The sequence below is a fragment of the Paenibacillus alginolyticus DSM 5050 = NBRC 15375 genome (assembly GCF_000422905.1).
GTDB lineage: Bacteria > Bacillota > Bacilli > Paenibacillales > NBRC-103111 > Paenibacillus_E > Paenibacillus_E alginolyticus.
Genome location: NZ_AUGY01000086.1, coordinates 23304 through 35381, shown reverse-complemented (window position 1 = coordinate 35381; position 12078 = coordinate 23304). Strand labels below are relative to the sequence as shown.

Genomic DNA, 12078 nt, shown 5'->3' with positions numbered 1-12078 from the left:
CAACCGGCACCTGTGGAGAAAAGTCTTCTTTGGCCATATACTTGCGGACGGTTTTCACATCCATCTTTAATTCCTTGGCGATCTGATAGGGCCCCTGTTGCTGCATTTGTAACTCTTTGACTCGGTGGATCTGCTCCATGCTCTTCATCATCCTTTCTCCTCCTTGCATCTCTGCAAGAAGAATTGTACGTCAATTGGATGACCGAAAGGGGCTGAAATCTCTCAAATACCACAGAAGAATTTCCAGCTCAGACCAGGGATTTTTCGATGATCATACCAGGGAATTCCTGATGATCACACCAGGGATTTTCTAATGATAAAACCATCCCTTTTCATTTGATCATAAACACAGTGAAGAAGAAGTAGCTCAGGTATTCGAAGCCCTACAGCATGAAAAGCCGATGTTTCGCATTCTGATTACGCTGGCTATAACAGCGGGATTACGCCGCGGCGAATTGCTGGGTCTGGAATGGAAACACATCCACATTGAAAAGGATATTGAAAAGAGTTTCATCGAAGTAAAGCAATCAATCCCAATGTTTAAGGACCAACAGCCCGTTATTAAAGAGCCGAAGACAAAAAACTCCATAAGAAAGGTTTCAGTCCCGATATTCGTTCTAGACGAATTGGAAAAGTATAATTTGCAAATGAGAAAGGATAGATTCCAGGTCGGCGATAAATGGCAAGGCGGGGAACGTTTCTTCTTATTCTCCAATCGGTACGGCTTGCCTTATTACCCGAAGACGCTAAGCGATATGTGGCGCGACTTTGTAAAAAAGAATCAACACATTAAATTCATCCGATTTCATGATCTACGTCATACTTCTGCGACTATATTAATAAACAAGGGGGTTCACGCTAAAACTATTTCCAGTCGGTTAGGACATTCGAATATTAAAACTACAATGAACATTTACGGACATGCTATGCAGTCAGCAGACCAAGCCGCGGCGGATACATTTAACTTCCTTTTCGATTCGAAACGGGAACAGCAGAAAGCCTAATGTGCTGGGGGACTAACGGGGACCATACGGGGACCAAATAGGAAAAGGTACACAAAAATAGAACGCTATAAGTAGTAATAGTCTATAAATAATTAGCTATAAATAGCTATAAAATCGACTAGTACAGAATAGGCTAAAATCGGGTTGTTTCCTCTCCCATGAGGCGATCGCGCAAGCGGTCGCCGTTATTATTTTCATATAATACGGTAAAAGAAACCCTTAATTTATAAGGGTTATTTGAGTTTAACAGGCATGATAATTCATATAGAAAAATTAAAGCATAACATGTTCATTGCAAACGCTTCTTAATTAGATAGTATTATTCAGCTGTACTATATAGAGAAGAAACATCTTATTCGGAATCCTTCTTATTATCGGCGTCCAACTCCGGCAGCTGTTCCTGCAAGACCTAGCGCGCCGCCCGGCGGATAATCGTCACTATCCAGACCCGGTCATGCTGCTTCAGCAGGTACTGGGCTACCGCATGGCCGGTCTCATGGTAGGCGATTTTCCGCTTCTCGTGGCTCTCTGCTTTCGTCATAACCTTCGGGTGATATCCATCATCCTGCCTCTCATGAGGAAAACGAATTTAAAGCCTTGTATTCCCTCTTATATACTTCATGTGATATGATAGAAACAAGAACATACATTCTCTTTATTTCGCATTCATCTTACAGTCAGAAAAGAAGGTATCCTATGCAAGATCACACAATTTTTGAGCGTTTGCGCAACAAATATGCAGATGAAGACAGGGCCAAGCTGGTCATGCTGCAATTAAGAACGTTAATGGAGCAGAAGAAAAAGAAGAAATGGTATCAAAAATGGATGAAGCCGACAAAAACGCAGCCATCGAGTTGGAACGAATAACAGGTTATATTTAATCGTAGAAAGTCCAGGAATATAAATAGAAGCTTTCCATAAGTAGTAGAACTACTGAGGAGAGCTTCTTCGCCTTTAGTTGCTTTTTTTTCGTGAATAATACAATACACCGAGATAATGAGCTCCTGTAAATAGGGTGAGAATTCCAAAGAACAGCAGGAACCCTCCTTCACGATCACGGAAGAAAAATTGCAAAACGAAAAGCGCAAGTGATATTTCGCTCCAGAGAAGTGTTCTTCTTTTGAGCTGGGCCAGATCAGCGGTAGATCTGCTTATCTTGCGAAGATTCATGAATGTAAGACCAGCGAGCACGATTACGCCAATGACGATCACGAGAATGTAGCCTGAATTGCCCGACAATGTGACTCCCCCTATTTCCGATGGTTCAACTTTATCTTCTTTTAATAGTAAGACATTATATCTAAGATACATGGTATATGGCTATATGTCTATTTTAGAATTGTCCTTTTTAAAAAGGATTTCAGCTTCTTCCGTGGAACCTATTTGAATGTGTTCTCTAAATCTCACAGCGAGGAGCTTACACCATGTCTACCATATCATTCAAAGAATTAGAAGAGTCTGATATTCCCCTTTTGATGGATATTTATAATCATTTTGTCATGCATACAACGGTTTCTTTTCACACGGAGCCCGTAGAGATATCAGAATTTACTGAGAGTGTTATTCATCCAAACCCGCGTTACCAAACTTATGTGATCGCACTGGATGGGAGCCTTCAAGGATATGTACAAGTCATGCCGCACAAGAAAAAACAAGCCTATGATACCACCGGGGAAGTGACGATCTATTTGCATCCGGCATGCACGGGCAAAGGATTGGGCTCGGCAGCCATTCAGTTCATTGAAGCGGTCGCCAAAGGGCACGACTTTCACGTTCTGATCTCCACAATTTGCGCGGATAATCAACCAAGTATTCATATGTTTACGAAAAATGGCTATACTCAGTGCGCACATTTCCGTGAAGTTGGCTTTAAATGGGGCAAATTTCTCGATATCGTTACCTATCAGAAAATCATATAAGCGTTTAAGGCGTTAGTAAACGCCAGTTCAAACCCCCGTCTGTCGTTCGCCACAAATTCCTAGCATCCAAAAGCCAACCACTAGCCGTTGTAGGAAAACTTAGGTATAAACTCGCAGCTAGCGGCTGAAATGTGCTAGGAAATTCGTGTTGGCTCCACGTTTTGCCTCCATCAGATGTCCGAAGGAATTGCCATGTATTCTCACTACCTTGTTGATTCGCACGCAAGAGAATGTACCCATTTTGTGAATCAGTAAAAGAAATGGCCTGAGGCTCAAGGAAACTAGGCAGCCTACCTGTTTCTTGCCATGTCTCCCCGTCTGTCATGTGATACAGTATCGATGCTTCTTTATCCTTCTTACTAGGCCCAATAAACCAACCCTCAATGGCTGAGCGGAACGTAAACACACCCTTTTCTTCCACCGGCATTGCGATGCGGCTTGATATGGACCAAGTCAATCCCCCATCTTGTGTGCGAAGGAGCATCATGTCTTTACCGCTCTGGAACGCAATCAACCCTTGATGTCGGTCAAAAAAACGAAAAAACGGTTCTTCTCCCCTAGTCTTCAGTCCAGGTAAGCCCTGCGCGATGACTTCCCACGTTTGACCACCGTCTAAGGTTAATCGAAGATTTGATTTTTCATCGGAAGATTCACTGGTAAGCAGCCAACCTGTTTGAGAATCAAAAAAAGCAATCGCGTTTGGCATGATTGTGTGGGGCAATCTACTCAGAGTCCGCCAGGTGATCCCACCGTCGCTGGATTTCAAAAATTGTAGATCACTGGTGGTCGAAGTAATACCATAGCCATGAAGCTCATCTACGAATGAGATCGCTTTGGTTGGTGTTAAGTGTCTAGGTTGAACTTGATCTTGAATACCAATTTTTTCACTTGCAACGACCAAAAAATCATTGTCACGTTTTTTAGTTGGAGAAGTGCTTAGATGGGGAGACGGAATTGAGGCTTCTTCATGAAAACAACCTGCGCACAGCAGAAAAACCAGCAGTACAACTAATTTTTTGTTGCTCATCAAGGCTGTCATGAACTCATTCCTCTCCTTTCTTGCTGCAAATACGTCTTTGGGTATATGTAATGACGGTCCATGATCCAAAATAGTTCATGTCCAATTGCCGCGGCCACATGGATAGGATGTCCCTTATTAACAAAAGCTAGAGCATATTCATAATGCTCGGAGGGGATTGCCATGACCAAATGGCTTTGGTCCATCGCCATCGCAGGCTTGTTAACGACAGGTTGCGGTGTGTCAAAAAATAAGCCTATTTACGATCAACGCTCTACGCAAAATTCTCATGTAGAGGAACAAGATTTAACAGCCGATTCTAGTGCCCGCAACGACAAAATGGATACTGAGCCTCTTGCAAGTCCGAGGAGCGTGGATAGTCCATTCGCTGCTGGAACACCCGCGACTTCAGCTCAACCTGAAGCAGCATCAACTGCTTTAACGCCTAAACCTTCACCCAAGCCTAGCCCAAAAAAAGCAGCAGCACATCCAGAATCTTCAAAGAAACCTTCCGTTCCTGTTCAAAAAAATCAAGGCCAAGCCAGAATTTCTCAGAAAAAGCTTACTCTCTCTCAACTGGTTGTTAAATATCCAGATACTTTCAAGGTACGCGGCTCTGCTCAGGAAAAGAAAGTAGCGCTAACCTTCGATGACGGGCCTGACACCCGATTTACGCCTAAAGTGCTTGATGCGCTTAAGGCGAGTCAAGTGAAAGCCACCTTTTTCGTACTTGGCTCTCTTGCTAACGCCCACCCCGATATGATTAGGCGCATTGTCAATGAAGGCCATGTCATCGGGAATCATTCCTACAGTCATGCGAACCTGCCGAAGCTGACGGTGGACAAATTTCAAAGTCAGATTATGAGCACGGAGAGCGTGCTGCAAGGCTTAATCGGCTACGCACCTAAGCTAATCCGCCCGCCGTACGGCGCGATAAACGAAGAGCAGGTCAGATGGATCGCTGACCACCATTATTTGATCGTGAATTGGAATGTCGATTCTCTAGACTGGAAATCGCTGAACTCCGATCAGGTGCTGAACAATATCATGCAGCAAACAAAGCCTGGTTCTATCATCCTCCAGCATTCTGGAGGGGCTGATAGCCAAGATTTATCTGGGACGGTACAAGCCATCGGACCGTTGATTAGTAAGCTCAAAGCAGCTGGTTACACGTTCGTAACCGTACCTGAGCTGCTTCATGTTGCAAAAGGCAAATAAGCCGGAAGCGCATCTTAAGGGTGCGCACCCGGCTTATTCTTTTTGTCCGCTTATTCTTGCAGCTCCGAGAGCCTCGTCTTGATGTCTCGGATGATCTGAAGCTGCGCAGGGGCGTCCTCGGGGCTCCACGCCCCCTCGCTCATGAGCTGCGCCAGCGTTAACTCCAGCTGGCGTCGTTCGTTGGCTCGCGCCAGCTGCTCCGGCGAGCTCTCACTCGCCAAACTCGCCTCCGCATACTCATCGTAAGTGCCAGAGAAAGCGATTGGGCTGCGCTCCGCGCTCAGCCACAATAGCTTCGTCGCCAGCTTACGAATGAAGAAGCGGTCATGCGAGACGATGACCATGGCGCCGGGATAATGGAGCAGCGCCTGTTCAATCCTTTCCCGCGAATCAATATCCAAATAATTCGTCGGCTCATCCAGTACCAGCAAGTTCGCGCCGTTGAAGTAAAGCTTGAGGAAGGCGAGCCTGCAGCGCTCGCCCATGCTTAAATCACCGATGCGCTTGCGCACCTCTTCGCCAGAGAAGAGGAAGCATCCCAGAATCGTGCGGGCTTGGGTCTGCGTCATGGCAGGCAGCGCCAGCAGACTATCCAGCAGCGTCTCACCGTCGTCGAGATGTTCGAGCTCCTGCGAGAAGTAGCCGATCGACGTCTGCGGGTGCTGCCGCACCTTGCCGGCAGCGGGCTGCAGTTCACCGACGAGCAGCTTTAGAAGCGTCGTTTTGCCTGAGCCGTTGGGGCCGAGCACGGCCAAACGGTCGCCGCGATCCACGCTGAGGCTCAGCTCAGCGAACAACTCGCGCTCGCCGTAGCGGAACCCCGCCCGCTCCAGACTTACAAGCGAGCGTGAAGCGAAGTCGCTCGCGCTCAGCTTCACCTTCAGGTGCGCCGCTTCCCGCGGCTTCTCCACGCGGTTCCCCTCTAGGCGCTCCAGCTCCTTCATCTTCGCGTTCATCCGCGAAACATGCGTGCCGGCTCGCGCCTGAAAGTACCCGCGCTGTATCGGCACCTCAGCCATCTTGGCGCTTTTCTCGCCCTGATGGAACCACTGCCGATACGTGCGAATGCTCTCCTCCAGCTGTTCTCGCAGAAGCTGCTGCTTGCGATAGAGCTGCTCCTGCGTACGCAGCTCGAGTTCTTTTTGGCGTGTATACTCCGTATACCCGCCCCGGTATCTTCGGCTGCCTGTCGGCGTCAGCTCAACCAGGCAGGTCGCCACACGATCCATGAAATGGCGATCGTGGGAGACGAACACGACGGTGCCCGGATAGGCTCGAAGCCACACTTCGAGCCATTCCAGCGACGCCGCGTCGAGGTGGTTGGTGGGCTCGTCGAGCAGCAGCAGTTGCGGCTCGCGCACCATCAGACGCGCCAGCTGGGCGCGCGTCTTCTGCCCGCCGCTCAGCTGGCCGAGCGGCTGATCCCACAGCTCGCGGCCAAGGCCGAGCTGCAGAAGCTTGCGTTCCACTTGGGTTTCCCAGTGGTAGCCGTCCAGCCCCATGTATCGCTCTACTGCCTCCTGATAGTCGGCTAGCATGCTCTCCATGCAAGGAGCAGCCGCATCCTGCATCTGCGCCTCCAGCTCCTTCAAGCGGCGCTTCGCAGCGTAGTGCTCTGGGCAGCCTTCCTCGACATAGGCGTGTGTAGACACCGCCTCATCAGCCTCCGTCTGCTGCCCCATCCATCCCCACTGATCGAGCGGCAGCCTGCGTTCTACGCTGCCTTTATCCAGCTCCAGCGTGCCGGCCAACAAGCGAAGCAGCGTCGTCTTTCCTATGCCATTGCGGCCATAGATCGCGATCCGCTCCCCTGTATTCACTTCCAACTCCACTTGTTCAAAAAGTGGTTTCCCCGCAAATTCCTTCATTACGTTCATTGCTTTTATGAGTAAAGTCATAGACTCATTTCCTCCTTTAAATTCAAATACAAAAAACCGCAAGCAATCGCCTACGGCCAGGAAGAACAAGTCATGATTTTGGTATGCAAAAAACAGCAACCCCTGAAGGAGTCAGCCCCTTTAGACATACGTATCCCACTCGCTCTACCTGTACAATCGTAGAGTCTGCTTATCAACGAACATTTTCGTTTTAGCAGAACAAGTTAGGCTACATACTTCATCGTCAAAGGGTACCTCCGAATTCTTCAAGATGGATCCATTATAACATAGCCTCCTAAGCACTCAAGGGAGAAAATTATTATAAACTATCTTGCAGCCTGCCCTTTTTTATACTACAATTCAATTCGTAATAATTACTTTTTAATCCCATGACGAAGGAGTCCTTGTTTTGAGCAAAGTTCCCGTTATCGTACTAAGTGGATTTCTAGGCAGCGGCAAAACAACACTGCTCATCCGCATGCTTCAAGAAGCTGCCTCCTTTAACCTGGACCCGGCCGTTCTTATGAATGAGCTTGGGAAACAAGATGTAGACGGCCATCTCCTCCAAGAAGCCTCACCTGATGTTAACATGGCCAAACTGCTCGATGGCTGCATCTGCTGCAGTAAGAAAAGTGATATTAGCGATTCCATTAAACAACTGCTAGTGCGCAAGCCTGACGTCATTCTCATTGAATTAACCGGTGTTGCCAACCCAGAGGAAATCGTCGATGCATTGACCGAGCCTGTACTACTTCCTTATGTGAAACTACATAAAGTCATCACCATTCTCGATGCCGAAAACGTGCTTGAATATAACAGTATTTTTGCTTCGGACCGAGAGCTTGTCCATACCCTTCGCAGACAGATGGAAGTTGCGGACCTTCTTATACTGAACAAAATCGACTTAATCACTGATAAACAACAGAAGTCCATCGAAAAAACAATTCGCAAATTCAATGAACGTTCCTCCATACTGCCAACCGCACATAGTCAATTTGATTTAGAGCTTATTTTCGGCACTCTCCGTCCACAAGGATCACAATCCACCGTCGCGCCGAATTTCAACAAAAAGTTTCAATTTCAAGCTATTAAACCTGCACAACTGCCAAACGAGACGTCCAAACATAGCCCATCTTTCTCACGGATTCAGACCATTACAATACCCATGGATGATAACCTTGCCGTATCACAGCGCTTTGTGGAACGTTATTTTGCAAAATGGGGCTCCCTACTACTTCGCGCGAAAGGTTATTTCATTATTGGCGCTAAGCACGAATCCTTTGTTATGCAATTTGCCGGCAAACGCACGAACTGGCAGCAGACCACTTTCCAAGGAAAGCCTTATCTCGTCCTCATTGGTATGGATCTGGATGCGAAAACTCTCGAAGATGACTGGCAAAAACGATTAACGGAATCCCAACTATAAAAGCAATGCATACCAAAAAAAGCAGTTCCGCTGAGATCATCTCTAGCAGACTGCTTTTACTTTTCCACTTTTACTGTTCCGCGGCTTTTTAATGCAGCTCCGAAGAAGGAGATATGCCCGACTTACAATCTGAGCAATATCCAAATATCTCAAAACGATGGCTTTGAATTTCAAAACTCTCCGGCAAATCCTTGACCAGCTTCATCGGACAGAACTCGAAGGTTACCGTCTTTTCACAACTGATACAGATCATGTGGTGGTGATGATGGGACAAACAACTCGCCTTGAATTTCAAGCCATCCGCCAAGTGAAACTGCTCCAGAACACCCATCTCACTCAACAATCGAAGATTACGGTAGACGGTATCAAAACTCACACCAGGATATTTAACTTTCATGTATTCATAAACGTCTTTTGGCGACAAATAACTTCCGGATTCAGCGAATAACGTTGCTAAACTCCTGCGCTGCTCTGTAATTCTCCATCCTTGCTGAGCCATAGCCCTTAGCATCTCGTCAATCGTATGCGTATGAGTGCCCACTTGCATTTCCCCTCTGTCATAAATTGTTCTATTAACATAGTGCAGCAAATGGACCTCTTGCGTCAAGTAGATGAACATCTCGTCCTTAACAAAGTTGTCCTATTCCCCTTTCATTCATCATAGGTTACAATAGTAATAATTATGATTAAGGAGTCTTCGTCAAATGCCCACTACTGTGTTTCGAGCGAGCATGCATGTAATCGCCGTCATATGCTTCCTTTTAATTGTGCTTATCCTTCTAAACAACGACATGCCTACACTGTCTCTGCTAACGACTGAACGCATTCAAACTTTCAAAACCTTGTTCATCAGCATCCTATTAGAAGCCATTCCCTTCATTTTACTAGGTGTATTGCTTTCATCCTTGCTCCAAACATTCGTATCCGAACAAACCATACGCCGCTTTATTCCCAAGAACCCTATTCTTGGCATCCTGTTCGCCTGCGTTTTAGGCATCCTATTCCCAATGTGCGAATGCGGCATGATTCCTGTCGTTCGTAGACTGATACTCAAAGGAATGCCCGTCTATATCGCAGTCGTTTTCATCGTAACCGGACCCATCATTAACCCTATTGTATTCGCGGCTACATTTATGGCTTTCCGAAATCATCCCGCAATCGCTTATTCCCGCATGGGACTGGCTTTTGCTGCTGCCATAATAATCGGACTCATCCTCTACCGTTTTATCAAAAGTAATCCGCTGCGTATAAGCCGCGCCAACTTTTCAAGTGAAGAAGCGTTGGAGGGTCATCAGCACCAGGGTGGCGGTATATCCAGTAAGTTAAATACATTTTTCGTTCATGCTTCTGATGAGTTTTTTGAAATGGGTAAATATCTCGTCTTCGGCTCCCTGCTCACCGCACTGATTCAAGTTTTTATGCAGCGCGAAAGCCTGCTTGCCATTGGTCAGGGCCCCATCAGTTCCCATTTGTTTATGATGGGCTTCGCCTATATTCTTTCCCTATGTTCCACATCAGACGCTTTTGTCGCTTCATCTTTTCAAACATCATTTACGTCTGGTTCACTACTTACTTTCTTGGTTCTCGGCCCTATGCTTGATTTCAAAAGCACACTTATGATGCTTTCCGTTTTCAAATCCAAATTCGTACTCCTGCTTTCGGCATTAATTCTTATCACCGTGCTGGGTTGTTCATTGCTTTTGGAACGCTTTTCTAACTTTTAAAGTCATACAATCTAGGAGGAATTGACATGAGCGAAGTCCGATTAATAAGCTTTCATTATTTCTTTCGCACGTTAATTTTGCTTGGTTTTTCCAGCTATATCGTAATCCTCACCAAGACAGACGCCCTTCAATACTACATAGCTCCGCGTATGATGATTTATGTCAAAATCGCCTCCGTTATCCTTTACATCATCGCCTGCTTTCAAGGCTATATGGCACTGCGTGCTTACTGGGGCAAACCAGTTGCTTGCGAATGTGAACAACCGGTTTCTCGCTCAACCTTACGCAATACTGTTGCTTACGGACTGCTCGTTCTGCCGTTATTGATAGGTTTCCTGCTGCCTAATACAGCATTAAGTAGTGCTATGGTAACTGCCAAAGGGATGAATCTCTCTGCTGCAAAATCTAGTATAGCCAAACAAAATACAGACCTTGTCACCGATAAAGGCGCCTCAACAGGAGTGAATGCGTCCAACCAGGCAACTGTGGCTGCACCAAGCTCCTCAACAGTTCCACCTGTGAACAATAATACAGCTATCAGTCCTGTTCCTGCTTCTAGTACCGAGACTCCAACAATCGCTAAATCCGATGCCGAGCTCCAAAAGATGTTCCACGCCGATAACGAGTGGGATCAAGATTTTTCCAAAATCGGCATGATCCTTTACAAAAAAGATACCATCGTCGTAAAACCAGAAATATACATGGAAATCCTTTCGTCCATTGACCTTTTCAAAAACAACTTCATAGGCAAAAAAATCGAACTTACCGGCTTCGTCTACCGCGAAGAGAACATGCCAAAAAGCCAATTCGTCGTCGGACGTTTTGCTGTAAGCTGCTGTTCCGCTGATGCCACCCCTTACGGAGTCATGATTGACTTCCCGACCGCTCAAAACTACCCGAAAGACATGTGGGTCAAAGTCACAGGCACCATCCAAAACGGCAGCTACAACGGAAACGAAATCTTCACCATAAAAGCAACCCAAATCGAAAAAACCGCAACCCCTGACTCACCCTATATATACCCAAACTTCGAACCGCTCAAAGCGCTTAATTAGTTAGTCAGCACAATTAACATTAACCAAACCCAAAAAACCGTCAGGACCTCTCTTCATGTCCTTGACGGTTTTTCCTTTACTCACTACTCACTACTCACTACTCACTCTTACATCTTACTCTCTATTCGCCACCCTAAACCCGAAATTTTTACCATAAAAAGGAAATCACTTCAACTACACATCAACTTCAAGCTCGTATATAGACGCTATCCCCATCACTCATTATTTTTATATTCCACAGAATTCTTTGTCCTAAATCGCCGCTCAGATCCGACCGAATTTATTTATAATTTAATCCCCTCCACCTTGTATTCTTCAAATCAAGTCTTACCATGAACCATAATCCTCATATTGATCGTATACCCGAACCGTAAGATTAAAAGCTCTTTGCGCAAAGACTTTCATTAAAATCTCCTGAAACCTTCATAAACCCCTGTACCCGTTTTCGGCTTACTTTTTGTCTAATTGTTATTTTACTAATTTGCTATGGCTTATTAATAATTTAATACTTGCAAAAACAAAAGAAAATGTATGAATTAAGGTTGATTTAAGAACAAACATTCGATATAATGAAATAAGAACAAATGTTCTTTTTTTAATCGGAGTGAGGTGTCATTATGGAGACGAATTTTTATTTACCAAGCACCCTGGAGCAGTTTCATCAGCAATTCCCCACTGAGGAGGCCTGTATAGATTACTTTTTTTCGACGAAATGGCCCTCCGGTTTTTCTTGTCCTCACTGTGGGCATCCGCATGCCTATATAACTAGTACACGCCGACTCCCTCTTTATGAATGTCTTCAATGCCATCACCAAACATCCCTTACAGCTGGAACTA

General features: G+C 45.9%; 11 protein-coding genes and 2 pseudogenes. 8 read left to right on the top strand and 5 right to left on the bottom strand.

Translation table 11 applies throughout. The features are described from left to right. Positions 1 to 365: 365 nt before the first annotated feature. Positions 366 to 1004: pseudogene (locus G519_RS45220) on the top strand (site-specific integrase); the annotation flags it as partial. A 409-nt stretch (positions 1005 to 1413) separates the two neighbouring features. Here G519_RS45220 and G519_RS49410 read toward each other — a convergent pair. Then, positions 1414 to 1545: a hypothetical protein gene (locus G519_RS49410; RefSeq protein ID WP_084160405.1), complete on the bottom strand. Its 132-nt coding sequence runs from the start codon at positions 1543 to 1545 to the stop codon at positions 1414 to 1416. Between the two features lie 155 nt (positions 1546 to 1700). Here G519_RS49410 and G519_RS50625 point away from each other — a divergent pair, with 155 nt between their 5' ends. Next, complete coding sequence (locus G519_RS50625) at positions 1701 to 1871, top strand: hypothetical protein (protein WP_154669629.1); 171 nt, start codon at positions 1701 to 1703, stop codon at positions 1869 to 1871. Positions 1872 to 1958: 87 nt separating this feature from the next. Here the strand turns inward: G519_RS50625 and G519_RS0129780 are convergent, their stop codons facing one another. Then, on the bottom strand, positions 1959 to 2243 hold the full coding sequence (locus G519_RS0129780; protein WP_029197774.1) for a hypothetical protein: 285 nt from the start codon (positions 2241 to 2243) through the stop codon (positions 1959 to 1961). Between the two features lie 185 nt (positions 2244 to 2428). On the opposite strand from G519_RS0129780, the gene G519_RS0129775 reads away from it, so the two are divergent. Further along, on the top strand, positions 2429 to 2923 hold the full coding sequence (locus G519_RS0129775) for a GNAT family N-acetyltransferase (RefSeq protein ID WP_029197773.1): 495 nt from the start codon (positions 2429 to 2431) through the stop codon (positions 2921 to 2923). Positions 2924 to 2927: 4 nt separating this feature from the next. On the opposite strand, the gene G519_RS0129770 is transcribed toward G519_RS0129775, so the two are convergent. Further along, positions 2928 to 3962 (bottom strand): WD40/YVTN/BNR-like repeat-containing protein, encoded by a 1035-nt coding sequence (locus G519_RS0129770; RefSeq protein WP_029197772.1) that lies wholly within the window; start codon positions 3960 to 3962, stop codon positions 2928 to 2930. Between the two features lie 162 nt (positions 3963 to 4124). On the opposite strand from G519_RS0129770, the gene G519_RS45215 reads away from it, so the two are divergent. Further along, positions 4125 to 5159, top strand: a complete 1035-nt coding sequence (locus tag G519_RS45215) for a polysaccharide deacetylase family protein (RefSeq protein WP_127528148.1) — start codon at positions 4125 to 4127, stop codon at positions 5157 to 5159. Between the two features lie 50 nt (positions 5160 to 5209). Here the strand turns inward: G519_RS45215 and abc-f are convergent, their stop codons facing one another. Further along, positions 5210 to 7057: a ribosomal protection-like ABC-F family protein gene (abc-f, locus tag G519_RS0129760; protein ID WP_029197771.1), complete on the bottom strand. Its 1848-nt coding sequence runs from the start codon at positions 7055 to 7057 to the stop codon at positions 5210 to 5212. A gap of 388 nt (positions 7058 to 7445) precedes the next feature. Between abc-f and G519_RS45210 the strand changes: the two genes are divergently transcribed. After that, the gene (locus tag G519_RS45210) at positions 7446 to 8462 is read left to right on the top strand and encodes a CobW family GTP-binding protein (RefSeq protein WP_036634237.1); all 1017 of its coding nucleotides are present in this window, start codon (positions 7446 to 7448) and stop codon (positions 8460 to 8462) included. 88 nt (positions 8463 to 8550) lie between these two features. Here the strand turns inward: G519_RS45210 and G519_RS0129745 are convergent, their stop codons facing one another. After that, positions 8551 to 9009: a Fur family transcriptional regulator gene (locus G519_RS0129745; protein WP_036634240.1), complete on the bottom strand. Its 459-nt coding sequence runs from the start codon at positions 9007 to 9009 to the stop codon at positions 8551 to 8553. A 157-nt stretch (positions 9010 to 9166) separates the two neighbouring features. Here G519_RS0129745 and G519_RS0129740 point away from each other — a divergent pair, with 157 nt between their 5' ends. The 3 genes and pseudogenes from G519_RS0129740 to G519_RS53740 form a co-directional block, all read left to right on the top strand. After that, complete coding sequence (locus tag G519_RS0129740) at positions 9167 to 10186, top strand: permease (RefSeq protein ID WP_029197769.1); 1020 nt, start codon at positions 9167 to 9169, stop codon at positions 10184 to 10186. 26 nt (positions 10187 to 10212) lie between these two features. Then, positions 10213 to 11241, top strand: a complete 1029-nt coding sequence (locus tag G519_RS0129735) for a TIGR03943 family putative permease subunit (protein WP_029197768.1) — start codon at positions 10213 to 10215, stop codon at positions 11239 to 11241. Between the two features lie 617 nt (positions 11242 to 11858). Beyond that, positions 11859 to 12044, top strand: a pseudogene (locus G519_RS53740) (transposase); the annotation flags it as partial. Positions 12045 to 12078 lie beyond the last annotated feature (34 nt).